Here is a 23861-nt window from a genome sequence, read left to right as displayed (position 1 = left end):
TACTCTTGTAATCCATCTGCGCAGGATTGCTCCATCACCGACACCTGCCGGCCCTGCGGCTGCAAGCGGGCGAACTTACCAGATCAAATCGGGCCGCGCTACTCCCGGATGTCGAGGTAGTGGCCCGAAGGGCTTGCAAAAGATTGCAAAGCCTTGACTGGTGGTGCTGGAGACCTGATCAATTAATGATTTTAGTCAAACCTTGCGCACTCGCATGAGTCGTTTGTGGCCAGGGTCTTAACGCGTCTGACCGCTTTAGGTTCTCGCTCGTTCCTGCGCTTGGGTAGAATCGGTTTTTTTTTCCCGTTGAAGGAAGGCTAATGGCTCAGTCCTACAGTGCCCGCAGTCGCGCAATCGAACCGTTCCATGTCATGGCGCTGCTGGCGCGGGCCAATGAGCTGCAAGCCGCCGGTCACGACGTGATCCACCTGGAAATCGGCGAGCCGGACTTCACCACCGCCGAGCCGATCATCCAGGCCGGCCAGGCTGCACTGACGGCGGGGAAGACCCGTTACACCGCCGCCCGTGGCATCCCCGAGCTGCGTGAAGCGATTTCAGGCTTTTATCAACAGCGTTACGGTTTGAACATCGACCCACAGCGAATCCTCATCACGCCCGGCGGTTCCGGCGCGTTGCTGCTGGCCAGCGCCTTGCTGGTGGATCCGGGCAAACACTGGCTGCTGGCGGACCCGGGTTACCCGTGCAACCGGCATTTCCTGCGGTTGGTGGAAGGCGCTGCGCAGCTGGTGCCTGTGGGGCCGGACGTGCGCTATCAACTGACACCGGACTTGATCGATCGTCATTGGGATCACGACAGCGTTGGCGCTTTGGTGGCGTCGCCGGCTAACCCGACCGGGACAATTCTGACCCGCGACGAACTGGCGGGGCTGTCGACCGCGATCAAGGCACGCCACGGCCATCTGGTGGTGGACGAGATCTATCACGGCCTGACTTACGGCACCGACGCGGCCAGTGTGCTGGAAGTCGACGACAACGCCTTCGTGCTCAATAGTTTTTCAAAGTATTTCGGCATGACCGGCTGGCGGCTCGGCTGGCTGGTGGCGCCCGAAGCGGCGGTCGGTGAGCTGGAAAAGCTTGCGCAGAACCTTTACATCAGTGCCCCAAGCATGGCCCAGCACGCGGCACTGGCCTGCTTTGAACCCGCGACCATCGCCATTCTGGAAGAACGCCGCGCCGAATTCGGCCGTCGCCGTGATTTCCTTTTGCCCGCCTTGCGGGAGCTGGGTTTCGGTATCGCCGTCGAGCCGGAAGGGGCGTTCTATTTGTACGCCGATATCAGCCAGTTCGGTGGCGATGCCTTCGCCTTCTGCCGACATTTTCTCGAAACGGAGCACGTGGCGATCACACCGGGGCTCGACTTCGGGCGTTATCAGGCCGGTCATCACGTTCGGTTTGCCTACACCCAAAGTCTCCCGCGCTTGCAGGAAGCGGTTGAACGCATCGCTCGCGGCTTGAAGAGCTGGCAAGGCTGATGCGCTTTCATCCTCCCCTCGAAGAAGGCCGGCTGATTCGACGTTACAAGCGTTTTCTCGCCGATATCGAAACCGTTCACGGCGAGTTGTTGACCATTCACTGCCCGAACACCGGCTCGATGCTCAATTGCCAGGTCGAGGGCGGGCAGGTGTGGTTCAGTCGTTCCAATGACCCCAAGCGCAAATTGCCGGGCACCTGGGAAGTCGGCGAAACCCCTCAGGGGCGGCTGTTTTGCGTGAACACCGGACGAGCCAACGGTTTGATCGAAGAGGCGCTCAGGGCTGGCGTCATCACCGAACTTAACGGTTTCACCGAACTGAAGCGTGAAGTGGCCTACGGTCAGGAAAGCAGTCGCATCGACTTTCGACTCGATTACCCGTGCGGGCCGGCGTATGTGGAAGTCAAAAGCGTCACGCTGGGGTTCGATGGCTCATCGGTCGCGGCGTTTCCCGATGCGGTCACCCAGCGTGGCGCCAAGCATTTACGGGAGTTGGCCCATTTGGCCCGGGACGGGATTCGCGCGGTGCAGTTGTATTGCGTGAACCTCACCGGCATCGATGCCGTGCGTCCTGCAGACGAAATCGATTCGGCCTATGCGGCCGCTTTGCGGGAAGCGGTGTCGTGCGGGGTCGAGGTGTTGGCTTACGGCGTGCGCCTGACCCACGAAGAAATGGTGGTCGACCGGCGTCTGGAGGTGGTGTTCGGCGGTTAAAGATTGATCCAGACGCCTTGATCGTCTTCGCGGCTTGCAATGGTGGTCAGGGATTTCCCGGCACACGGGCCGGAGACGCACTCGCCGTCTTCGATCAAGAACAGTGCGCCGTGAGTGGCGCACTGGATCAGGCTGTTGCTGGGGTCAAGAAACTGGTCGGGTATCCATTCCAGCCCGACGCCACGGTGTGGGCAGCGGTTGATGTAGACGTAGACCTGACCGGCCCGGCGCACGGCAAAGAGTTTCTGGCCGTCTAGGTCGAAACCGCGGCTGCCGGACTCGGCCAGCTCAGAGCCTGCGCAAAGAAACTTCATGTCTATCCTCAACTCCGTCGGCTCGTGACCGGATATGTCCGAGCTTGACGTTCAAATGCAAACAATTATCAAATGGCGCCTTGCCCATCAGGCGCAGGTGCGGATGCCGAGGATACTTGGCCTGTCACTTCAATGCCCGGGAAAACCTTTAAAGGAAGCTGTTTATGCGCCTGAGTACCCGCGTTGCCGCGCTGTGTGTCGGACTCCTCGTCAGTCACCATGCCGCGGCGGCCGAGTTGCCACAACGCTGGGTCAGCGCCGGCGGGGCCTTGTCGGAGTGGGTCAGTGCGCTGGGCGGCGAATCGAAACTGGTGGGTGTCGATACCACCAGCCAGCATCCGGAATCCCTCAAGGCGTTGCCCAGCATCGGCTATCAGCGGCAGTTGTCCGCAGAAGGCATCCTGAGCTTACGCCCGCAAATTCTGGTCGGCACCGAAGAAATGGGCCCACCGCCGGTGCTGTCGCAGATTCGTACGGCGGGCGTGCAGGTCGAACTGTTCTCGGCCCGGCCGGATCTGCCGACGTTGCAGGGTAACTTGCGGCAGTTGGGCAAGTTGCTCGGTGCAGAAGACAAGGCTGCGCAATTGTTCGAGGCTTATCAACAGCAACTCGATCAGCAAAGGATTCGGGTCACCCACGCGCAGTTGACACAACCTTCACCTGGCGTACTGGTGCTGCTCGGTCACGCGGGCGGCAAACCGCTGATCGCCGGCAAGGACACCGCTGCCGATTGGTTGATCCAGAAGGCCGGCGGGCACAATCTGGCGACGCACACCGGTTACAAACCTTTTTCCAATGAATCCTTGATCAGTCTGGACCCACAGGTGCTGGTATTTGCCGACCGCGCACTGAGCGGCGACGCAGCGCGTGCAGCGTTGTTCAAGGAAAACCCGATTCTGTCCTCGACCCGCGCCGCCCGGGACGGGCGTGTCACGGAGCTTGATCCGACGCTGCTGGTGGGTGGGCTCGGCCCGCGGTTGCCCGATGCGTTGAAAAAGGTCAGTGACGGTTTCTATCCGGGCACGGCAGCCCAATGACCGTTCTGGTAAAACCCCGAACGCTGTTCATTGGCCTGAGCCTCCTGTGTTTGCTGGCGATCTGGCTGTCATTGGCGTTAGGGCCGGTGAGCCTGCCGCTGCTCGATACCTTGCGTGCGGCGTTGCGCATGATCGGCTTGCCCATTGCGCCCGACGGGCTGGAGCAGGCCGAACTGATCCTCGGGCAAATTCGCCTGCCGCGTACCTTGCTGGGGCTGGCGGTAGGCGGTGTGTTGGCGTTGTCGGGCGTGGCGATGCAGGGATTGTTTCGCAATCCGCTGGCCGATCCGGGCCTGGTGGGTGTTTCCAGTGGTGCGGCATTGGGCGCGGCGATTGCGATTGTCGGCGGTTCCGTTTTTGGCGGTTTGCCGGAATCCCTCGGACCTTATCTGTTATCGCTATGCGCGTTTCTGGGTGGCCTTGGGGTGACCGCGTTGGTGTATCGACTGGGCCGGCGTAATGGGCAAACCAATGTCGCGACGATGCTCCTGGCGGGTATCGCATTGACGGCGCTGGCGGGCTCGGCAGTGGGACTGTTCACCTATCTGGCCGACGATGCGACCCTGCGCACGCTGACCTTCTGGAACCTGGGCAGTCTCAATGGCGCCAGCTATTCGCGACTTTGGCCATTATTGCTGATCAGTGTCGGCGTGGCGCTGTGGTTGCCGCGTCGGGCCAAGGCCCTGAATGCGTTGTTGCTGGGAGAGTCGGAGGCCGGTCACCTGGGGATCGACGTCGAAAGGCTCAAGCGCGAATTGGTGTTCTGCACGGCGCTGGGTGTCGGGGCGGCAGTGGCGGCAGCGGGGATGATCGGGTTTGTCGGGTTGGTGGTGCCGCATTTGGTGCGCCTGCTGGCCGGTCCCGATCATCGGGTGTTGTTGCCGGCCTCGGTGCTGGCGGGCGCCAGTCTCCTGTTGTTCGCCGATCTGCTGGCGCGACTGGCGCTGGCACCCGCCGAACTTCCGATCGGCATTGTCACCGCGTTCATCGGCGCTCCGTTCTTCCTCTATTTACTGCTCCGAGGGCGTGCCTGATGTTGCGAACGCAAGATCTGCAAATCCTCCGGGGACGCAAGATCGTCCTGACGGACATCACACTTGAACTCAATCCGGGGGAAGTCCTCGGTGTACTGGGGCCTAACGGTGCCGGCAAAAGTACGCTGCTGGGTGCCTTGTGTGGTGAGTTGTCGGCGAATCAGGGCCGCGTATGGCTCGATGAACGCGAGTTGCGTGACTGGACCGGCGCCCAGCGAGCCCAGCGTCTGGCGGTGTTGCCGCAAGTCTCGACCCTGGACTTCGCTTTTCGCGTCGAGGAGGTCGTCGGTATGGGGCGTTTGCCGCATCAGAGCGGCCGGGTCCGGGACGACGAAATCGTCGCCGCTGCGTTGCAGGCCGCCGATGCCGGGCATCTGAGTGGTCGCAGCTATCTGGCATTGTCCGGCGGCGAACGTCAGCGGGTGCATCTGGCGCGGGTGCTGGCGCAACTCTGGCCGGGTGAAGCGGGGCAAACGCTGTTGCTCGATGAACCGACTTCGATGCTTGATCCGCTGCATCAGCACACTACGCTGCAAGCGGTGCGCGAGTTCGCTGATCGCGGTGCGGCGGTGCTGGTGATCCTGCATGATCTGAACCTGGCGGCGCGCTATTGTGATCGCCTGTTACTGCTCGAAGGCGGACGCCCGGTGGCACTTGATACTCCCGAGCAGGTGTTGCGCCCTGAGCCGCTCAAGGCGGTGTTCGGGCTGGAAGTGCTGGTGCAACAGCACCCGGAGCGCGGGCATCCGCTGATCATCGCCCGCTGATACAGGATGGGAGTGAGTGCATGCGCGTCATGGTGATTCTGGCTGTGTTGGTACTCAGTGCTTGCCAGCATGTTTCGACGCCGCCACCGGTCGTCGGCGAAATCCGCGACCTGCGCACCGGCCAGGCGCTGACGGCACAGGAACTGGTGCTGCGACTGGCCGAGCCTTCGCGATTGATCGTGGGTGAACAGCATGACAATCGCGATCACCATGAGTTGCAGCGCTGGTTATTGCAGGTGCTTGGAGAGCAACGCCCGCAAGGCAGTCTGCTGTTGGAAATGCTCACGCCGGACCAACAGCCGCGCGTCGATGATGCTCGTCATGCCTCGACGCTGCCCATCGATTTGCCCGATGCATTGGCCTGGCAACCTGGCTGGGACTGGAATCTCTACGGCCCGATCGTCCGTTTCGCCCTGACCCAACCGTACCCACTGCTGGCCGCCAATCTGGACATCGTCGAGGTGCGTGCTTTCTACGCCCATCCGCCGATATTGAGTGGTGCTCGTTCCCATGCCGCACCGGTGAAGGCTGAGTTATTGGCCCAGATCAGCGAGTCTCATTGTGGCTTGCTGCCCACCTCGCAGATGCCGGCGATGCTCGCGGTCCAGCAACAACGTGATCGACGCATGGCTGAGCGGCTGCTGGCGGCACCCACGCCCGCGCTGCTGTTTGCCGGCGCTTATCACGCGCGCAAAGACGTGGGTGTCCCGATTCACACGCTTGATCTGGGCGCGCCCGAAGCGCCAACGGTATTGATGCTGGCGCAACAGGGCAGTGAGGTCACGGCGGCGATGGCCGATTACGTCTGGTACACACCTGCCACGCCGGCACCGGATTACTGTGCAGACATGCGCAAGCAGTTCGGCAAGTAACAGGCACTTTTCCACAGGAAAAAAAAGACCCGGCAAGAGCCGGGTCAAATAACCGTGATTAGCCTGATGAGGAGATATCTGAGAGTCCGAACCAAGGGCTTTTCAAATATCGACCAGTCTCGCGACCAGTTGTGATAATCATAGCGATTCTCATTACCAAGTCAACCGCTGATTCTTCATTTATCTGAAATTCACCTTTCGGTCGCCGAAAAGCCCCGTAAACATTGGGTTTCAGGGTGTGCCTGGCTGCGTAACTTGCTTGTTCCGCAAGCACACGCTGCGCCCGTTCAATTCTTGTGGCGTGACGAGATAGCTTCCAGCTGTTTATTCAAGGCTTCCTTGCGCTCGGCGGGAATGTCGTTCCAGTGCACGTCCATCAAAGCGCCTTCGATCGCATACAACAACACCTTGGATGCCCGAAACCCGCGTGTGCGCACGGCCCGATAAGCGTCCACCGCTCCCAGGCGACGCAAGTCCGAGGCGCTGTGGATGCCCACGGCATGCAGCCATTGCGCCGACGTCTTGCCAAGATTCTTCAGGTGCTGCAGTTCATCATTCATCAAGCCTCCTTGCGACGGCCGAACGGTGCGTGGGCAAGCTTCTGAGGAGTGTAGCCATCAGTAGGAAAAGCGTGATTGTTTGGTCGGTTTCGGAGCAAATGCTTCTAAGAGGCAAGATTGATGAGCGGCGTAAAAGTACGCGAACACGATAGGAACAGGCAGGAGGGTGTCAGGTTCTCAAGCCGAAAATGCCCACAGTCCAGCGCAAGGCGGGGGCGCTGGACATGTCAGTTATCGGTCGTTTTTAACGGGTGCGATAACGCAGGCGAGTGCCGAAATTCATCGACATCAAGATTTCGTCGGCACTCAGTTCTGGCGGAAAGTAGGCGCCGGAAATCTGTGCATGGGCCAGGCTGGCCCCTTCCAGCTTGGAGTGAGTGAAGTCGATGCCGCGCAAGTCGGCGGAGCGGAAATAGGCATCGGTAAAGTCGACGCCGTCGGCGTTCAGCTCTCGCAGGTCCAGGCCTCGGAAATCACCACCGACCATGTCGATAGGCCCGTCTTTTGGACGTTCGTTGTTGAAACCTGTGATGTCGTCTTTGTGCAGCAAGGCATAAAGCGGGGTGTCGAGAAGTTTGGGCTGGTTCATGTCACATCACCTGTTGGTTTTATGACGCCAGTATAGTGCCACTATTTGACAGCCGTGAAGCCGGCGAAGGCTCCACGGCTGAAATACTTTCTTACAGCCCTGGCAAGCGTTGGCGAATTTGCGCAACGACGGTGTCAAGGGTTCCGGCTTCATTGGTCTGAACGCGCTTGCTGCAGAGGATTTCTTCTGGCGTCAGGGCTTCACGACTGGCTTGCTGGGCTGCGATCACAGCCAGGTTGGCGTCGGACGGATCCTTTTTGTCTGCCTGACGCAAGGCCAGCCAGCTTTCGATCACCGCCTGTGGCGCGTTGCAGTCAAGGATCAGGAACGGCGCCCCGGTGGCTTCGGCAATTCTGGCCGCGCCATCACGCTGATCGCGCTTGAGGTAAGTGGCATCGACCACCACCGGGAAGCCGGCTCGCAGGATCACGGCGGCGATTTCATGCAGACGGGTGTAGGTCGCGGCGCTGGCGTCTGCGCTATAAATGCCGGCCTGCGGATCGTTCGCGACGGTTTGCTCGCCGAACAGGCGTTTGCGTTCTACATCGGAGCGCAGGCGGATCGCGCCCAGCGCTTCCACCAGTCGCATGGCCACATGGCTTTTGCCGACAGCCGAAACGCCGTGCGTAATGGCCATGAAGCGCGAAGGAATGGTGCTGTAGCTTTCCGCCAGGTTGGCGTAGTTGCGGTACTGGCGCAGGGTGGTGGCGCGCTGCACCGGGTCGGCTTCGGCCGGCATGCTGAACAGGCTGACCTTGGCGCGAACCAGTGCGCGGTAGGCTTTATAGAAGTTCAGCAGCTCCAGGCCCTGGTAATCGCCGGTCAGCTCCAGGTATTGGCTGATGAAGCGACGGGCCAGGCTTTTCAGTCCGCGGTCTTCAAGGTCCATCGCCAGGAAACCGGTGTCGGCATAGACGTCGGTGAAACGGAACGGTTCGTTGAATTCGATGCAGTCGAAGATCACGACCTTGCCATCGATCACGGTGGCGTTACCCAGGTGGATGTCGCCGTGGCACTCGCGGATGAAACCTTCGGCCTTGCGTTGGGCGAACAGCGGCTTGAGGCGTTCGAAGCTGCTTTCGGCCCAGGCTTGCAGGGCGTCGAGTTGCAGCAGGTCGGCCTTGTCGCTCAGGAACGGGCGGATCTGTTCGAAGTTCTGCCGCACCGGCGCCATGACGCTGTCTGGCGTGCCGGCTTCGTGTTCCGCAGGTACTTTTGGTGCGGTGAGGTGGAATTGCGCAATCTGTGCGGCCATCTCGTCGATGTGCGCGGTGGTCAATTCGCCATTGGCTTGCAGGGTGCTGAGCAGTTGGCTCTGTGGGAACTGACGCATCTTCAGCGCATATTCGATGACCGGGCCTTCGCCGCCCAGTTGTGGTGCTTCGGCACTGCCGGTAATCGGCAACACTTCGAGGTACAAATCACTGGTCAGACGCTGATTCAGGCGCAGCTCTTCGCCGCAGAAATGCTCGCGAGCCTCAAGGCTGGTGAAGTCGAGGAAGCCGAAATTGACCGGCTTCTTCACTTTATAGGCAAACGGGCCTGTGAGAATTACCCAGGAGATGTGGGTTTCGATGACCTGGAACCCGTCTACCGGATGCGGGTAAAGGGCCGGGTTTTGCAGGGCGGCGATCAGGGACTGGCTCACAGGTGTTCCTTCAGAGTCTGGGAAAATTCACGGTCGCCATTATGGCCGCAAGTCCGCCCGACGCAAACCTCGGAGGGCTCCTGTTGAGTATGAATAAAGTGCGTATAATCCGGCGCCATGACTCGTACTCGATCCCCCCGCACCCCCAAAAAACCACCTTCCAGGGGCCTGAGCCCTTGGCTGGGCTGGGCCCTTAAACTCAGTCTGGTCGGCCTCGTGGTGCTCGCCGGATTCGCGGTTTACCTCGACGCTATTGTCCAGGAGAAGTTCTCCGGCAAGCGCTGGACCATCCCGGCCAAGGTGTATGCGCGCCCGCTTGAGCTGTTCACCGGCCAGAAGCTGAGCAAGGAAGACTTCCTCACCGAACTCGACGCCTTGGGCTATCGCCGCGAAAGTGTGAGCAACGGCCCCGGCGCTGCGTCAGTCAACGGCAACACCGTCGACTTGAATACCCGTGGTTTCCAGTTCTATGAAGGTCTGGAGAAAGCGCAGCCCGTGCGCGTGCGATTCTCCGGCGACTACGTGGCCGAACTCTCGGCGACCAACGGTTCGAAGCTTTCTGTCGTGCGGCTGGAACCGCTGCTGATCGGCGGGATTTACCCGAAGAATCTCGAAGACCGCATTCTGATCAAGATCGATCAGGTGCCGCCGTATTTGCTGGAAACCCTGATTGCCGTGGAGGATCGGGACTTCTATAGCCATTGGGGCGTGTCGCCGAAGTCGATTGCCCGCGCCATCTGGGTCAACACCTCGGGCGGCAAGATGACCCAGGGCGGCAGTACCCTGACGCAACAGTTGGTCAAGAACTTCTACCTGACCAGCGAACGCAGCCTGACCCGCAAACTCACCGAAGCCATGATGGCAATGCTGCTTGAGCTGCATTACGACAAACGGGAAATTCTTGAGGCTTACCTCAATGAAGTGTTCGTCGGTCAGGATGGTCAGCGCGCGGTGCACGGTTTCGGTCTGGCCAGCCAGTTCTTCTTCGGGCAGCCGTTGTCCGAGTTGAAACTGCATCAAGTTGCGATGCTGGTAGGCATGGTCAAGGGGCCGTCCTATTACAACCCGCGTCGCAATCCGGAGCGGGCGCTCGAGCGGCGCAACTTGGTGCTCGACGTACTTGAGCAGCAAGGCGTCGCCACCGCCGAACAGGTCGCTGCGGCGAAGAAAATGCCGTTGGGCGTGACGACACGCGGCAAACTGGCCGACAGTTCGTTCCCCGGTTTTATCGATCTGGTTAAACGTCAGCTGCGCGAAGACTATCGCGATGAAGACTTGACCGAAGAAGGCCTGCGGATCTTCACCAGTTTCGATCCTATTTTGCAGATGAAAGCCGAAGCGTCGGTCAACGATACGTTCAAGCGCTTGTCCGGGCGTAAAGGCTCCGATGACGTTGAAGCGGCGATGGTCGTGACCAACCCGGAGACCGGCGAAGTCCAGGCCATGATCGGCAGTCGTCAGGCGAGCTTCGCCGGTTTCAACCGGGCGCTGGATGCTGTCCGACCGATCGGCTCGCTGATCAAGCCGGCGGTCTATCTGACAGCCCTTGAGAAACCGACCCAGTACACGTTGACCAGCTGGCTGTCGGACGAATCCTTCTCGGTCAAAGGCGCGGACGGTCAGGTCTGGAAACCGCAGAACTATGACCGCCGTTCCCATGGCACGGTTTTCCTTTATCAAGGCCTGGCACATTCCTACAATTTGTCGACCGCGCGTCTGGGGTTGGCGGTGGGCGTGCCGAATGTCTTGAAGACGGTGGCTCGCCTGGGTGTGAGTCGTGAGTTTCCGGCATTTCCGTCGATGCTGCTGGGCGCTGGCGGCATGACGCCGATCGAAGTGGCGACCATGTACCAAACCCTCGCCAACGGTGGGTTCAATACGCCGATGCGCGGGATCCGTAGCGTACTGACGGCCGAAGGCGAGCCGCTCAAGCGGTATCCGTTCCAGATTCAGCAGCGTTTCGATCCGGCTTCTATATACCTGATCCAGAGCGCCATGCAGCGGGTCATGCGTGAAGGCACCGGCAGTTCGGTTTACAACGTGTTGCCGAAAACCCTGACGCTGGCCGGCAAGACCGGTACCAGTAACGATTCGCGAGACAGCTGGTTCGCCGGTTTCAGTCAGGACTTGCTGGCGGTGGTGTGGTTGGGGCGCGACGACAACGGCAAGACACCGTTTACCGGTGCCACCGGTGCGTTGCAGGTCTGGACCAGTTTCATGCGCAAGGCCGATCCGTTGCCGCTGGATATGCCGCAGCCGGATAATGTGGTTCAGGCCTGGGTCGATTCACATACCGGGCAAGGCTCTGATGCCAACTGCCCAGGCGCCGTGCAGATGCCGTATATTCGCGGCAGCGAACCGCCTCCCGGCGCCGCGTGCAGTGGCGAAAGCCCTGTTAACGGTGAAACGGTGATGGATTGGGTCAAGGGCTGGATGAATTAAGCAAAGAGGGTTTCAAGTGAACAAGTGGTTGATTCCAGCGGTGACCGCCGTGGCTTTGCTCAGCGGTTGCTCAAGCGTACAGCGCGGTTCGATTCCGGTTGTGGATGCCGGCAGCGCCGTTTCCAACAGTGAACGGGTTTCGGCAAATGGCGGATTTCGTCAGACGACGACCAAGCGTCCTGTGCAAGCCCAGACGCAAGCGATTCCGCAAGGCGACACTGGCGTCGTGGTCATGGTGCCGGGTGGCGGAGCAGTGGCGTCGGCACCGATCAGCACCTCGCCGATTACGCCTGGCCCGATGACCTCGGGTCCGATCGACACCTCGCCGGTTCAGTCGGCGCCGATCAATCAGGGCAGCTACAGCATGCCGTCGACACCGAGCGGGATTCCTTCGTCGAGCGCCGGTGGCCTGTCTGCCGACGAACAGCTGGACGGCCCGGTGCTGGCATTGCTGACCACCGCTCAGCAGCAACAGGCCGGTGGCGACCTCAACGGTGCCTCTTCCAGTCTCGAACGCGCCCAGCGTGTCGCGCCGCGTGAGCCGCAAGTGCTTTATCGTCTGGCTCAGGTCCGCATGGCGCAAGGCGATGCGGCACAAGCCGAACAGTTCGCCCGTCGCGGTCTGACGTTCGCCAATGGTCGTCCGGCGCTTCAGGCCAGCCTGTGGGAACTGATTGCGCAGGCTCGTGAGAAACAGGGTGATTCCGCAGGCGCATCACTGGCCCGTCAAAAGGCCAAGGTTTCGTCGTGATGGACGCACGCTTTCCCAAGATTGCCGAGCAGTTGCTATTGATCGAGCGCGAGCTGCGCGTTCAGGGGTGGTGGGGCGATGTCTCGCCTTCCGCTGAGGCGCTGTCCAGCGTCGAGCCGTTCTCGGTCGATACGTTGGATTTCGAGCAGTGGCTGCAATGGATTTTCCTGCCTCGCATGAAAACAATCCTGGAGCAGGATTTACCGCTGCCCAATGCTTCTGGCATTCAGGAGATGGCCGAAATGGTCTTCGCCGCGCGCAATGTTCAGGGCAGGGATCGGCAGTTGCAGGTACTGCTCAAAGAGTTCGACCTGTTGATTACCGCCTCTCGCTGACCCGTTCTTTGTAGGGACGAGCTTCTGCTCCTACAGGCGTTACTGGCAGTTCTCGGCGATCTGTCTCTGCGCTTCTGCGGTGCGCTCCTGACGTTGTTCGTCAGTCAGGCGGCGCATCTCACCGTCGACATCCTCCCGCAGTCGCGGATTGTTCTGCAGTTGCGCCAGGTTCGTCCGAGCCTGCTCACAGAACACCTTCAGTTGGGCTTGCTGCTCGGCGACCTGTTTTTTCACTGTCTTGTCGACGGCTTGTTGATCACCGATGGCGTTACTGCGTGGCAGCGTAGCCGGCTTGCCCGCAGAGGGTGAGGGCGTGACCACGGTCGCGGCTTCCCGGCCCTGGGGCGGTTGCGCATCGAAGTGGGTAACGCCCTGCTCATCGACCCATTTGTATATCTGGGCCGCCATGGACACAGGGCAGATGCCGATCAGCAGGCTGGCGGCCAGGAAAAACGTTCGCATGCCATTTCCTTGTATTGAGTTGCGCAATCGAAGCTAACACAGTTGCTGTTTCGCGGTTTTTTCTTGCTTTCTCATGTGCTTAGTTCAATAAAGCACATTGACGACTTGACTTGCAGGGGACGAAACAGAAGAATCCAAAGTCCGCTGTAGAGGGACTGCCAGAAGCAGACCCACTCGGCAGATCATGAGGCGCACACCCGCGCCGACCTGTTACACCCGCAACGCGTTACCTCGCGCTGGGTGGGAAAGGCCCGCAACACTTGGGACGATCCCAATACTTGCTCAGTCAGTGCTGACGTAGTCGGCGACCACCGTCGCTCATGCTCTGCCGAGAAGTAAACCTATTAAGACCCGTCCGCCTTTGATGTGGACGGTATTCTGGCGTTTTAGAGGTGAACAACGTGGAGCTTTTATCTGGCGGTGAGATGCTCGTCCGCTTTTTGCGTGACGAAGGCGTCAAATATATCTACGGGTACCCGGGTGGTGCTCTTCTTCATGTCTACGATGCCCTGTTCAAAGAACCGGAAGTGACACACATCCTGGTTCGTCACGAGCAGGCTGCGACCCATATGGCTGACGGCTATGCCCGTGCCACCGGTAAAGCCGGCGTGGTACTGGTGACCTCCGGCCCGGGCGCAACAAACGCCATCACCGGTATTGCCACCGCGTATATGGACTCCATTCCGATGGTGGTCATTTCCGGCCAGGTGCCTAGCACCATGGTAGGCACCGATGCGTTCCAGGAAACCGACATGATCGGTATCTCCCGGCCGATCGTGAAGCACAGCTTCATGATCAAGCACGCCTCGGAAATCCCGGAAGTCATGAAGAAGGCGTTCTACCTGGCGCAATCCGGTCGTCCTGGTCCGGTCGTTGTCGATATCCCGAAAGACATGACCAACCCGGCCGAGAAGTACGAATACATCTTCCCGAAAAAAGCCAAGCTGCGTTCCTACAGCCCGGCCGTTCGCGGTCACTCCGGGCAAATCCGCAAGGCAGCCGAAATGCTCCTGGCGGCCAAGCGTCCGGTGATGTACGCCGGCGGTGGCGTGATTCTCGGTGGTGGCTCCGCGCCGCTGACCGAATTGGCGAAGATGCTCAACCTGCCAGTGACCAATACCCTGATGGGGCTGGGTGCCTACCCTGGCACCGACCGTCAGTTCATCGGCATGCTCGGCATGCACGGCAGCTACACCGCTAACCTGGCGATGCACCATGCTGACGTGATCCTCGCAGTCGGCGCACGTTTCGACGATCGCGTGATCAACGGCGCGTCGAAGTTCTGTCCGAACGCCAAGATCATTCACATCGACATCGATCCGGCTTCGATCTCCAAGACCATCAAGGCCGACGTACCTATCGTCGGTCCGGTCGAGAGCGTCCTGACCGAAATGGTCGCGATCCTCAAGGAAATCGGCGAGACCCCGAACAAGGAGTCCGTTGCGAGCTGGTGGAAGCAGGTTGATGAATGGCGCGGTGATCGCGGCCTGTTCCCTTACGACAAGGGCGACGGCAGCATCATCAAGCCGCAGACTGTGATCGAAACCCTGTGCGAAGTGACCAAGGGGGATGCCTTTGTGGCCTCCGACGTGGGTCAGCACCAAATGTTCGCGGCGCAGTATTACAAGTTCAACAAGCCGAACCGCTGGATCAACTCCGGTGGCCTGGGCACCATGGGCTTCGGTTTTCCGGCGGCCATGGGTATCAAGTTGAGCTTCCCGGATGCCGACGTCGTCTGCGTGACAGGCGAGGGCAGTATCCAGATGAACATTCAGGAGTTGTCGACCTGCCTGCAGTACGGTTTGCCGGTCAAGATCGTCATCCTGAACAACGGTGTTCTGGGTATGGTTCGCCAATGGCAAGACATGAGTTACGGCAGCCGTCACTCGCACTCCTATATGGAATCGCTGCCTGATTTCGTCAAGCTGGCCGAGGCTTATGGTCACGTCGGCGTGCGCATCACCGAATCGAAAGATTTGAAGTCGAAGATGGAAGAAGCGTTCGCCATGAAGGATCGCCTGGTGGTGCTCGATATTTCGGTCGATACCAGCGAGCACGTCTACCCGATGCAGATCAAAGACGGCTCCATGCGCGATATGTGGCTGAGCAAGACGGAGCGTACTTAATCATGCGGCATATTATTTCCTTGCTTCTGGAAAACGAACCCGGCGCTTTGTCTCGTGTAGTCGGCCTGTTCTCGCAGCGCAACTACAACATCGAAAGCCTGACTGTGGCGCCAACCGAAGACCCGACTCTGTCGCGTCTGACGCTGACCACGGTGGGCCACGATGAGGTCATCGAGCAGATCACCAAGAACCTGAACAAGCTGATTGAAGTGGTCAAACTGGTCGACCTGTCGGAAAGTGCTCACATCGAGCGCGAACTGATGCTGGTCAAGGTCAAGGCCACCGGCGCCCAGCGCGCCGAGATCAAGCGCACCACCGATATTTACCGTGGGCAGATCGTCGATGTCAGCGCTAGCGTGTATACCGTTCAATTGACCGGTACCAGCGACAAGCTCGACAGCTTCATTCAGTCCATCGGCACCGCGTCGATTCTGGAAACCGTCCGCAGCGGCGTAACCGGTATTGCTCGCGGCGACAAAGTACTCAGCATCTAAACCAAATTAGCGAACGGCCTGAACGGCCTGGATATATAGGGGAATTTCATGAAAGTTTATTACGAAAAAGACTGCGACCTGTCGATCATCCAGGGCAAGAAAGTTGCCATCATCGGTTACGGTTCCCAAGGCCACGCTCAAGCGTGCAACCTGAAAGACTCCGGCGTTGACGTCACTGTCGGCCTGCGTAAAGGCTCGGCCACTGTTGCCAAGGCAGAAGCCCACGGCCTGAAAGTGACCGACGTTGCTTCCGCAGTTGCAGCTGCCGACCTGGTCATGATCCTGACCCCGGACGAGTTCCAGTCTGCCCTGTACAAGAACGAAATCGAGCCGAACATCAAGAAAGGCGCCACCCTGGCCTTCTCCCATGGCTTCGCGATCCACTACAACCAGGTTGTGCCGCGCGCTGACCTCGACGTGATCATGATCGCGCCGAAGGCACCGGGTCACACCGTGCGTTCCGAGTTCGTCAAAGGCGGCGGTATTCCTGACCTGATCGCTATCTACCAGGATGCTTCCGGCAACGCCAAAAACGTTGCACTGTCCTACGCTGCTGGCGTGGGTGGTGGTCGCACCGGCATCATCGAAACTACCTTCAAAGACGAGACCGAAACCGACCTGTTCGGCGAGCAAGCCGTTCTGTGCGGCGGTACCGTTGAACTGGTCAAGGCCGGTTTCGAAACCCTGGTTGAAGCCGGCTACGCGCCGGAAATGGCCTACTTCGAGTGCCTGCACGAACTGAAACTGATCGTTGACCTCATGTACGAAGGCGGTATCGCCAACATGAACTACTCGATCTCCAACAACGCTGAATACGGCGAATACGTGACCGGCCCGGAAGTGATCAACGCCGAATCCCGTCAGGCCATGCGCAACGCCCTGAAACGTATTCAGGACGGCGAATACGCCAAGATGTTCATCAGCGAAGGCGCAACCGGCTATCCTTCGATGACCGCCAAGCGTCGTAACAACGCCGCTCACGGTATCGAAATCATCGGCGAGCAACTGCGCTCCATGATGCCGTGGATCGGTGCCAACAAGATCGTCGACAAAGCCAAAAACTAAGTCGCGCACTTGTACGGAAAACGCGGCCTAGGCCGCGTTTTTTCGTTTGCGCGGCCGGTTCTGGTATAAAGCTGCATCGTTTGCGGCCGAACCCTCGTCCCAGACACCTGTCGAAACTTTCCACCCCGTTGCAAGGTAATGTCCATGAGCGAACGTCCCGAAGAGCCAAACCAGGCTTCTGACGCCGAAAGCCTGCTGCCCATCGATGAACACATCGAAGAAGGGCATGACGCTGAAGGTCGTAAAGTCCGGCATCGTGGTATCTATCTTCTGCCGAATCTGTTTACCACTGCGAACCTGTTCGCAGGGTTCTACTCCATCATCAGCTCGATGAGTGCCCAGAGCGCGTTGAGTGCCGGTGATGCAATCGGTGCGAGCAAGTATTTTGCGTTTGCCGCGATCGCCATTTTTGTCGCCATGGTGCTCGACGGTCTCGACGGTCGCGTTGCCCGTATGACCAATACCCAGAGTGCCTTCGGTGCCGAGTACGACTCGCTCTCCGATATGGTCGCCTTCGGTGTCGCACCGGCATTGCTGGCCTTTGGCTGGGCCTTGGGCGATATGGGCAAGGTCGGCTGGATGGTCGCCTTCATTTATGTCGCTGGCGCCGCACTGCGTCTGGCGCGTTTCAATACCCAAGTGGGCACTGCGGACAAACGCTACTTCATCGGCCTGGCCAGTCCGGCTGCCGCGGGTGTGGTTGCAGGGATTGTCTGGGCGTTCAGCGATTACGGCATTCAGGGCTCGAAGATGTCTTTCCTGGTGGCGCTAATGGTCGCCGCCGCCGGCATGTTGATGGTCAGTAACATCAAGTACAACAGCTTCAAGGAGCTGGACCTGAAAGGGCGCGTACCTTTTGTGGCGATCCTTGCGGTCGTGCTGGTGTTCGCCGTCGTATTCAGTGATCCGCCGCGCATCCTGCTGCTGGTTTTCCTCGCCTACGCAGCATCGGGTCCGGTTCAATATCTGTTACGTCTTCGTCGGCACAAAAACACGTAATTTCCCTCATACTCCGCAGTCTATTGGTGTATCTGTTCTCCAATTCTGCGGAGTTGCCATGCTGATCAAAGTCCCCAAGACGTCCGACTGCCACGAGTCGGACGTTACGCCTGAATCCCTCTATCTATCTCGTCGAAATGTGCTGGGTGCTGCCGTCGCCGGTTTGGCAGTGAGCAGCTTGCCGAGCTGGGTCAGCGCGGACGATGCCGTGCGCTATCCGGATGTCGAGCCTGGCAAGGCGCCTTCCTGGTTTGCCGAGAAACTTCCTTCTACCCGGTGGGGGGCGGTCAACGTCAAGGATGAAGCGATCACGCCATTCAAGGATGCAACCCACTACAACAATTTCTATGAGTTCGGCACCGATAAAGGTGATCCGGCGACGAACGCGGGCGCGCTGAAAACCGAACCCTGGAGCGTTGTGGTGGATGGGGAGGTCGGCAAGCCGGGTCGATATGCGCTGGAAGACTTCATGAAGCCGTACCAGCTGGAGGAGCGCATTTATCGTCTTCGTTGCGTGGAGGCCTGGTCGATGGTTATCCCGTGGATCGGTTTTCCCCTATCGGCTCTGCTCAAGGAAGTGGAGCCGACCTCCAAAGCCAGATTCATACGCTTCGAAACCCTGCAGGATCCGAAGACCATGCCGGGTCAGCGCTCTGGTTTTGCCTTGATCGACTGGCCCTATGTAGAAGGGCTGCGTCTGGATGAGGCAATGAACCCGTTGGCGATTCTTGCGGTGGGCATGTATGGGCGCGAGTTGCCTAACCAGAATGGCGCGCCTTTGCGCCTGGTGGTGCCATGGAAATACGGCTTCAAGAGCATCAAATCCATCGTGCGGATCAGCCTCGTCAGCGAACAGCCGAAAACCACCTGGCAAAGCATTGCCGCGGATGAGTATGGCTTTTATGCGAACGTGAACCCTACTGTCGATCATCCGCGCTGGACCCAGGCCCGGGAGCGGCGTTTGCCGAGTGGTCTGTTCAAGCCCAACGTGCGCGACACGCAAATGTTCAACGGCTACTCGGATGAAGTCGCTTCTTTATATGCAGGGCTCGATCTGCGGAAGAATTACTGATGCGATATCCGATATGGCGAGTGGCGGTCTTCATCGCGGCGGCGATATGGCCGTTGCTTTGGCTTTACCAGGCCTGGGCGGATGTGCTGGGGCCGGATCCGGGTAAGGTGCTGGTTGATCGGTTAGGGCTGGGGGCGCTTGTGCTACTGCTTATTACGTTGAGCATGACGCCTTTGCAGAAACTTAGCGGTTGGGCGGGGTGGATTGCTGTCCGTCGGCAACTGGGTTTGTGGTGTTTCGCTTATGTGGTTCTGCATTTGAGCGGTTACACGGCGTTCATTCTCGGTTTCGATTGGTCCCAGATGGGTGTCGAATTGCGCAAACGTCCCTACATTATTGTCGGGGCGCTTGGCTTCCTTTGTTTGTTGGTGTTGGCGTTGACCTCTAATCGCTACAGTCAGCGGCGTTTGGGATCTCGCTGGAAGAAGTTGCATCGGCTGGTTTATGTGGTTCTCGGACTCGGATTGCTGCATATGTTGTGGATTGTGCGTGCCGATCTAAAGGAGTGGGCGGTTTATGCCTCAATAGGGGGGCTGCTGTTAGTGCTGCGCCTACCCCCGGTAACCCGCCGAATTCCACGTCTAATCGCTAAAAAGCCATCTTCTGCAAGAAAAGCGTAATTAAGAGTTGACGGCAGATTCTGGAAGTCTATAATTCGCCCCACTTCCGGCGCAGTCGAAACGGAAAACTCCTTGGTAAACAAAGAGTTACGCAGTTTTCGACAGCGAGTTGCTTCAGTTCATCGAAGCCCAGAAGGAGTTGGTCAGGCAGTGTGCTGTCGCTTGATTGACGGTTCGATCTTCTCGGTCGAAAGCGGAGAAAAAGAGGTGTTGACAGCAGCGAACAACGCTGTAGAATTCGCCTCCCGCTAACGAGAGATCGGAAGCGCAAGTGGTTGAAGTTGCAAAGGAAACTTTGAAAACTTCTGAAAATAACCGCTTGACAGATACAGAGGACGCTGTAGAATGCGCGCCTCGGTTGAGACGAAAGATCTTAACCAACCGCTCTTTAACAACTGAATCAAGCAATTCGTGTGGGTGCTTGTGGAGTCAGACTGATAGTCAACAAGATTATCAGCATCACAAGTTACTCCGCGAGAAATCAAAGATGTAACCAACGATTGCTGAGCCAAGTTTAGGGTTTCTTAAAAACCCAAAGATGTTTGAACTGAAGAGTTTGATCATGGCTCAGATTGAACGCTGGCGGCAGGCCTAACACATGCAAGTCGAGCGGTAGAGAGAAGCTTGCTTCTCTTGAGAGCGGCGGACGGGTGAGTAATGCCTAGGAATCTGCCTGGTAGTGGGGGATAACGCTCGGAAACGGACGCTAATACCGCATACGTCCTACGGGAGAAAGCAGGGGACCTTCGGGCCTTGCGCTATCAGATGAGCCTAGGTCGGATTAGCTAGTTGGTGAGGTAATGGCTCACCAAGGCGACGATCCGTAACTGGTCTGAGAGGATGATCAGTCACACTGGAACTGAGACACGGTCCAGACTCCTACGGGAGGCAGCAGTGGGGAATATTGGACAATGGGCGAAAGCCTGATCCAGCCATGCCGCGTGTGTGAAGAAGGTCTTCGGATTGTAAAGCACTTTAAGTTGGGAGGAAGGGCATTAACCTAATACGTTGGTGTCTTGACGTTACCGACAGAATAAGCACCGGCTAACTCTGTGCCAGCAGCCGCGGTAATACAGAGGGTGCAAGCGTTAATCGGAATTACTGGGCGTAAAGCGCGCGTAGGTGGTTCGTTAAGTTGGATGTGAAATCCCCGGGCTCAACCTGGGAACTGCATTCAAAACTGACGAGCTAGAGTATGGTAGAGGGTGGTGGAATTTCCTGTGTAGCGGTGAAATGCGTAGATATAGGAAGGAACACCAGTGGCGAAGGCGACCACCTGGACTGATACTGACACTGAGGTGCGAAAGCGTGGGGAGCAAACAGGATTAGATACCCTGGTAGTCCACGCCGTAAACGATGTCAACTAGCCGTTGGGAGCCTTGAGCTCTTAGTGGCGCAGCTAACGCATTAAGTTGACCGCCTGGGGAGTACGGCCGCAAGGTTAAAACTCAAATGAATTGACGGGGGCCCGCACAAGCGGTGGAGCATGTGGTTTAATTCGAAGCAACGCGAAGAACCTTACCAGGCCTTGACATCCAATGAACTTTCCAGAGATGGATTGGTGCCTTCGGGAACATTGAGACAGGTGCTGCATGGCTGTCGTCAGCTCGTGTCGTGAGATGTTGGGTTAAGTCCCGTAACGAGCGCAACCCTTGTCCTTAGTTACCAGCACGTTATGGTGGGCACTCTAAGGAGACTGCCGGTGACAAACCGGAGGAAGGTGGGGATGACGTCAAGTCATCATGGCCCTTACGGCCTGGGCTACACACGTGCTACAATGGTCGGTACAGAGGGTTGCCAAGCCGCGAGGTGGAGCTAATCCCATAAAACCGATCGTAGTCCGGATCGCAGTCTGCAACTCGACTGCGTGAAGTCGGAATCGCTAGTAATCGCGAATCAGAATGTCGCGGTGAATACGTTCCCGGGCCTTGTACACACCGCCCGTCACACCATGGGAGTGGGTTGCACCAGAAGTAGCTAGTCTAACCTTCGGGAGGACGGTTACCACGGTGTGATTCATGACTGGGGTGAAGTCGTAACAAGGTAGCCGTAGGGGAACCTGCGGCTGGATCACCTCCTTAATCGACGACATCAGCTGCTCCATAAGTTCCCACACGAATTGCTTGATTCATTGAAGAAGACGATAAGAAGCAGCCCGAAATTGGGTCTGTAGCTCAGTTGGTTAGAGCGCACCCCTGATAAGGGTGAGGTCGGCAGTTCGAATCTGCCCAGACCCACCAATTTTTGTGTGGGATCCTGTAGCAATACGGGGCCATAGCTCAGCTGGGAGAGCGCCTGCCTTGCACGCAGGAAGTCAACGGTTCGATCCCGTTTGGCTCCACCACTACTGCTTCTGATTGTATAAAGCTTAGAAATGAGCATTCCATCGTGATGGTGGTGAATGTTGATTTCTAGTCTTTGGCTAGATCGTTCTTTAAAAATTTGGGTATGTGATAGAAAGATAGACTGAACGTTACTTTCACTGGTAACGGATCAGGCTAAGGTAAAATTTGTGAGTTTAATCGCGAATTTTCGGCGAATGTCGTCTTCACAGTATAACCAGATTGCTTGGGGTTATATGGTCAAGTGAAGAAGCGCATACGGTGGATGCCTTGGCAGTCAGAGGCGATGAAAGACGTGGTAGCCTGCGAAAAGCTTCGGGGAGTCGGCAAACAGACTTTGATCCGGAGATGTCTGAATGGGGGAACCCACCTAACATAAGTTAGGTATCTTAAGCTGAATACATAGGCTTAAGAAGCGAACCAGGGGAACTGAAACATCTAAGTACCCTGAGGAAAAGAAATCAACCGAGATTCCCTTAGTAGTGGCGAGCGAACGGGGACTAGCCCTTAAGTGGCTTTGAGATTAGCGGAACGTTCTGGAAAGTACGGCCATAGTGGGTGATAGCCCTGTACGCGAAAATCTCTTAGTCATGAAATCGAGTAGGACGGAGCACGAGAAACTTTGTCTGAATATGGGGGGACCATCCTCCAAGGCTAAATACTACTGACTGACCGATAGTGAACTAGTACCGTGAGGGAAAGGCGAAAAGAACCCCGGAGAGGGGAGTGAAATAGATCCTGAAACCGTATGCGTACAAGCAGTGGGAGCCCACTTTGTTGGGTGACTGCGTACCTTTTGTATAATGGGTCAGCGACTTATTTTCAGTGGCGAGCTTAACCGAATAGGGGAGGCGTAGCGAAAGCGAGTCTTAATAGGGCGTCTAGTCGCTGGGAATAGACCCGAAACCGGGCGATCTATCCATGGGCAGGTTGAAGGTTGGGTAACACTAACTGGAGGACCGAACCGACTACCGTTGAAAAGTTAGCGGATGACCTGTGGATCGGAGTGAAAGGCTAATCAAGCTCGGAGATAGCTGGTTCTCCTCGAAAGCTATTTAGGTAGCGCCTCATGTATCACTGTAGGGGGTAGAGCACTGTTTCGGCTAGGGGGTCATCCCGACTTACCAAACCGATGCAAACTCCGAATACCTACAAGTGCCGAGCATGGGAGACACACGGCGGGTGCTAACGTCCGTCGTGAAAAGGGAAACAACCCAGACCGTCAGCTAAGGTCCCAAAGTTATGGTTAAGTGGGAAACGATGTGGGAAGGCTTAGACAGCTAGGAGGTTGGCTTAGAAGCAGCCACCCTTTAAAGAAAGCGTAATAGCTCACTAGTCGAGTCGGCCTGCGCGGAAGATGTAACGGGGCTCAAACCATACACCGAAGCTACGGGTATCACTTAGGTGATGCGGTAGAGGAGCGTTCTGTAAGCCTGTGAAGGTGAGTTGAGAAGCTTGCTGGAGGTATCAGAAGTGCGAATGCTGACATGAGTAACGACAATGGGTGTGAAAAACACCCACGCCGAAAGACCAAGGTTTCCTGCGCAACGTTAATCGACGCAGGGTTAGTCGGTCCCTAAGGCGAGGCTGAAAAGCGTAGTCGATGGAAAACAGGTTAATATTCCTGTACTTCTGGTTATTGCGATGGAGGGACGGAGAAGGCTAGGCCAGCTTGGCGTTGGTTGTCCAAGTTTAAGGTGGTAGGCTGGAATCTTAGGTAAATCCGGGATTCTAAGGCCGAGAGCTGATGACGAGTGTTCTTTTAGAACACGAAGTGGTTGATGCCATGCTTCCAAGAAAAGCTTCTAAGCTTCAGGTAACCAGGAACCGTACCCCAAACCGACACAGGTGGTTGGGTAGAGAATACCAAGGCGCTTGAGAGAACTCGGGTGAAGGAACTAGGCAAAATGGCACCGTAACTTCGGGAGAAGGTGCGCCGGTGAGGGTGAAGGACTTGCTCCGTAAGCTCATGCCGGTCGAAGATACCAGGCCGCTGCGACTGTTTATTAAAAACACAGCACTCTGCAAACACGAAAGTGGACGTATAGGGTGTGACGCCTGCCCGGTGCCGGAAGGTTAATTGATGGGGTTAGCTAACGCGAAGCTCTTGATCGAAGCCCCGGTAA

20 protein-coding genes, 2 tRNA genes, 1 rRNA gene and 1 other annotated feature are annotated in these 23861 nt (G+C 57.7%); of the genes, 18 read left to right on the top strand and 5 right to left on the bottom strand.

Features of this window, described 5'->3' with window-relative positions:
- Positions 1 to 320: 320 nt before the first annotated feature.
- A complete protein-coding gene (locus B723_RS00115) occupies positions 321 to 1493 on the top strand; it encodes a pyridoxal phosphate-dependent aminotransferase (protein WP_017340802.1) in 1173 nt (390 codons plus the stop codon).
- Complete coding sequence (gene sfsA / locus B723_RS00110) at positions 1493 to 2206, top strand: DNA/RNA nuclease SfsA (RefSeq protein ID WP_017340801.1); 714 nt, start codon at positions 1493 to 1495, stop codon at positions 2204 to 2206. The genes B723_RS00115 and sfsA overlap by 1 nt, the downstream gene beginning before the upstream one ends.
- Here sfsA and B723_RS00105 read toward each other — a convergent pair.
- Positions 2203 to 2520, bottom strand: a complete 318-nt coding sequence (locus tag B723_RS00105) for a Rieske (2Fe-2S) protein (protein ID WP_017340800.1) — start codon at positions 2518 to 2520, stop codon at positions 2203 to 2205. The genes sfsA and B723_RS00105 overlap by 4 nt on opposite strands.
- 164 nt (positions 2521 to 2684) lie before the next feature.
- Here B723_RS00105 and B723_RS00100 point away from each other — a divergent pair, with 164 nt between their 5' ends.
- The 4 genes from B723_RS00100 to B723_RS00085 are packed head-to-tail and all read left to right on the top strand — an operon-like array spanning position 2685 to position 6230.
- The gene (locus B723_RS00100; protein ID WP_017340799.1) at positions 2685 to 3557 is read left to right on the top strand and encodes a heme/hemin ABC transporter substrate-binding protein; all 873 of its coding nucleotides are present in this window, start codon (positions 2685 to 2687) and stop codon (positions 3555 to 3557) included.
- 50 nt (positions 3558 to 3607) lie between these two features.
- Entirely contained in the window at positions 3608 to 4591 is a 984-nt protein-coding gene (locus B723_RS00095) for a FecCD family ABC transporter permease (RefSeq protein ID WP_193393008.1), read from the top strand.
- The gene (locus tag B723_RS00090) at positions 4591 to 5358 is read left to right on the top strand and encodes a heme ABC transporter ATP-binding protein (RefSeq protein WP_017340797.1); all 768 of its coding nucleotides are present in this window, start codon (positions 4591 to 4593) and stop codon (positions 5356 to 5358) included. Before B723_RS00095 ends, B723_RS00090 begins: the two co-directional genes overlap by 1 nt.
- A 20-nt stretch (positions 5359 to 5378) precedes the next feature.
- Positions 5379 to 6230 (top strand): ChaN family lipoprotein, encoded by an 852-nt coding sequence (locus B723_RS00085; RefSeq protein WP_017340796.1) that lies wholly within the window; start codon positions 5379 to 5381, stop codon positions 6228 to 6230.
- 287 nt (positions 6231 to 6517) lie between these two features.
- Here B723_RS00085 and B723_RS00080 read toward each other — a convergent pair whose 3' ends face one another.
- The 3 genes from B723_RS00080 to B723_RS00070 all read right to left on the bottom strand — a co-directional run bounded on the left by B723_RS00080 (position 6518) and on the right by B723_RS00070 (position 9027).
- On the bottom strand, positions 6518 to 6790 hold the full coding sequence (locus tag B723_RS00080; RefSeq protein ID WP_007971093.1) for a TfoX/Sxy family protein: 273 nt from the start codon (positions 6788 to 6790) through the stop codon (positions 6518 to 6520).
- Between the two features lie 244 nt (positions 6791 to 7034).
- Complete coding sequence (locus B723_RS00075) at positions 7035 to 7379, bottom strand: pentapeptide repeat-containing protein (protein ID WP_017340795.1); 345 nt, start codon at positions 7377 to 7379, stop codon at positions 7035 to 7037.
- Positions 7380 to 7470: 91 nt separating this feature from the next.
- Positions 7471 to 9027, bottom strand: a complete 1557-nt coding sequence (locus tag B723_RS00070) for an AAA family ATPase (protein ID WP_017340794.1) — start codon at positions 9025 to 9027, stop codon at positions 7471 to 7473.
- A 117-nt stretch (positions 9028 to 9144) separates the two neighbouring features.
- Between B723_RS00070 and mrcB the strand changes: the two genes are divergently transcribed.
- Genes mrcB through B723_RS00055 form a run of 3 tightly spaced genes read left to right on the top strand, consistent with a single transcriptional unit; the run spans position 9145 to position 12555 of the window.
- The gene (gene mrcB / locus B723_RS00065) at positions 9145 to 11469 is read left to right on the top strand and encodes a penicillin-binding protein 1B (protein ID WP_017340793.1); all 2325 of its coding nucleotides are present in this window, start codon (positions 9145 to 9147) and stop codon (positions 11467 to 11469) included.
- A gap of 16 nt (positions 11470 to 11485) precedes the next feature.
- Positions 11486 to 12220, top strand: a complete 735-nt coding sequence (locus B723_RS00060; protein ID WP_017340792.1) for a tetratricopeptide repeat protein — start codon at positions 11486 to 11488, stop codon at positions 12218 to 12220.
- A complete protein-coding gene (locus tag B723_RS00055; protein ID WP_017340791.1) occupies positions 12220 to 12555 on the top strand; it encodes a YqcC family protein in 336 nt (111 codons plus the stop codon). Before B723_RS00060 ends, B723_RS00055 begins: the two co-directional genes overlap by 1 nt.
- Before the next feature lie 39 nt (positions 12556 to 12594).
- Here B723_RS00055 and B723_RS00050 read toward each other — a convergent pair whose 3' ends face one another.
- Positions 12595 to 13017 carry a DUF4124 domain-containing protein gene (locus B723_RS00050; protein WP_017340790.1) on the bottom strand — a complete coding sequence of 141 codons (423 nt, stop codon included), beginning with the start codon at positions 13015 to 13017 and terminating at the stop codon, positions 12595 to 12597.
- A 401-nt stretch (positions 13018 to 13418) separates the two neighbouring features.
- Between B723_RS00050 and B723_RS00045 the strand changes: the two genes are divergently transcribed.
- The 9 genes from B723_RS00045 to B723_RS00005 all read left to right on the top strand — a co-directional run bounded on the left by B723_RS00045 (position 13419) and on the right by B723_RS00005 (position 21737).
- Positions 13419 to 15143, top strand: coding sequence for an acetolactate synthase 3 large subunit (locus B723_RS00045; protein ID WP_031319122.1), 1725 nt, complete (start codon positions 13419 to 13421; stop codon positions 15141 to 15143).
- 2 nt (positions 15144 to 15145) lie between these two features.
- Positions 15146 to 15637: an acetolactate synthase small subunit gene (ilvN, locus tag B723_RS00040; protein WP_003176102.1), complete on the top strand. Its 492-nt coding sequence runs from the start codon at positions 15146 to 15148 to the stop codon at positions 15635 to 15637.
- Between the two features lie 48 nt (positions 15638 to 15685).
- Positions 15686 to 16702 carry a ketol-acid reductoisomerase gene (gene ilvC, locus B723_RS00035; protein ID WP_007948647.1) on the top strand — a complete coding sequence of 339 codons (1017 nt, stop codon included), beginning with the start codon at positions 15686 to 15688 and terminating at the stop codon, positions 16700 to 16702.
- Between the two features lie 144 nt (positions 16703 to 16846).
- A complete protein-coding gene (gene pssA, locus B723_RS00030; protein ID WP_017340788.1) occupies positions 16847 to 17701 on the top strand; it encodes a CDP-diacylglycerol--serine O-phosphatidyltransferase in 855 nt (284 codons plus the stop codon).
- 58 nt (positions 17702 to 17759) lie between these two features.
- A complete protein-coding gene (gene msrP, locus B723_RS00025; protein WP_017340787.1) occupies positions 17760 to 18773 on the top strand; it encodes a protein-methionine-sulfoxide reductase catalytic subunit MsrP in 1014 nt (337 codons plus the stop codon).
- Positions 18773 to 19393 (top strand): protein-methionine-sulfoxide reductase heme-binding subunit MsrQ, encoded by a 621-nt coding sequence (msrQ, locus tag B723_RS00020; RefSeq protein WP_017340786.1) that lies wholly within the window; start codon positions 18773 to 18775, stop codon positions 19391 to 19393. Before msrP ends, msrQ begins: the two co-directional genes overlap by 1 nt.
- Positions 19394 to 19937: 544 nt before the next feature.
- Positions 19938 to 21474: ribosomal RNA gene (locus tag B723_RS00015) — 16S ribosomal RNA — on the top strand.
- A gap of 82 nt (positions 21475 to 21556) precedes the next feature.
- Positions 21557 to 21633: transfer RNA gene (locus B723_RS00010), tRNA-Ile, on the top strand.
- Positions 21634 to 21661: 28 nt separating this feature from the next.
- A tRNA-Ala gene (locus B723_RS00005) sits at positions 21662 to 21737 on the top strand.
- Between the two features lie 236 nt (positions 21738 to 21973).
- Positions 21974 to 23861: a sequence feature (23S ribosomal RNA rRNA prediction is too short), on the top strand.

Source organism: Pseudomonas fluorescens NCIMB 11764, from assembly GCF_000293885.2.
Taxonomy (GTDB): domain Bacteria; phylum Pseudomonadota; class Gammaproteobacteria; order Pseudomonadales; family Pseudomonadaceae; genus Aquipseudomonas; species Aquipseudomonas fluorescens_B.
This window is presented reverse-complemented; position numbering and strand designations above follow the sequence as displayed.

Bases quoted from the DNA above. Each gene is read 5' to 3' on its own strand.
- B723_RS00115 (WP_017340802.1), top strand. From the start codon at position 321: ATGGCTCAGTCCTACAGTGCCCGCAGTCGCGCAATCGAACCGTTCCAT.
- sfsA (WP_017340801.1), top strand. From the start codon at position 1,493: ATGCGCTTTCATCCTCCCCTCGAAGAAGGCCGGCTGATTCGACGTTAC.
- B723_RS00105 (WP_017340800.1), bottom strand. From the start codon at position 2,520: ATGAAGTTTCTTTGCGCAGGCTCTGAGCTGGCCGAGTCCGGCAGCCGC.
- B723_RS00100 (WP_017340799.1), top strand. From the start codon at position 2,685: ATGCGCCTGAGTACCCGCGTTGCCGCGCTGTGTGTCGGACTCCTCGTC.
- B723_RS00090 (WP_017340797.1), top strand. From the start codon at position 4,591: ATGTTGCGAACGCAAGATCTGCAAATCCTCCGGGGACGCAAGATCGTC.
- B723_RS00085 (WP_017340796.1), top strand. From the start codon at position 5,379: ATGCGCGTCATGGTGATTCTGGCTGTGTTGGTACTCAGTGCTTGCCAG.
- B723_RS00080 (WP_007971093.1), bottom strand. From the start codon at position 6,790: ATGAATGATGAACTGCAGCACCTGAAGAATCTTGGCAAGACGTCGGCG.
- B723_RS00075 (WP_017340795.1), bottom strand. From the start codon at position 7,379: ATGAACCAGCCCAAACTTCTCGACACCCCGCTTTATGCCTTGCTGCAC.
- mrcB (WP_017340793.1), top strand. From the start codon at position 9,145: ATGACTCGTACTCGATCCCCCCGCACCCCCAAAAAACCACCTTCCAGG.
- B723_RS00055 (WP_017340791.1), top strand. From the start codon at position 12,220: ATGGACGCACGCTTTCCCAAGATTGCCGAGCAGTTGCTATTGATCGAG.
- B723_RS00050 (WP_017340790.1), bottom strand. From the start codon at position 13,017: ATGCGAACGTTTTTCCTGGCCGCCAGCCTGCTGATCGGCATCTGCCCT.
- ilvN (WP_003176102.1), top strand. From the start codon at position 15,146: ATGCGGCATATTATTTCCTTGCTTCTGGAAAACGAACCCGGCGCTTTG.
- ilvC (WP_007948647.1), top strand. From the start codon at position 15,686: ATGAAAGTTTATTACGAAAAAGACTGCGACCTGTCGATCATCCAGGGC.
- pssA (WP_017340788.1), top strand. From the start codon at position 16,847: ATGAGCGAACGTCCCGAAGAGCCAAACCAGGCTTCTGACGCCGAAAGC.
- msrP (WP_017340787.1), top strand. From the start codon at position 17,760: ATGCTGATCAAAGTCCCCAAGACGTCCGACTGCCACGAGTCGGACGTT.
- msrQ (WP_017340786.1), top strand. From the start codon at position 18,773: ATGCGATATCCGATATGGCGAGTGGCGGTCTTCATCGCGGCGGCGATA.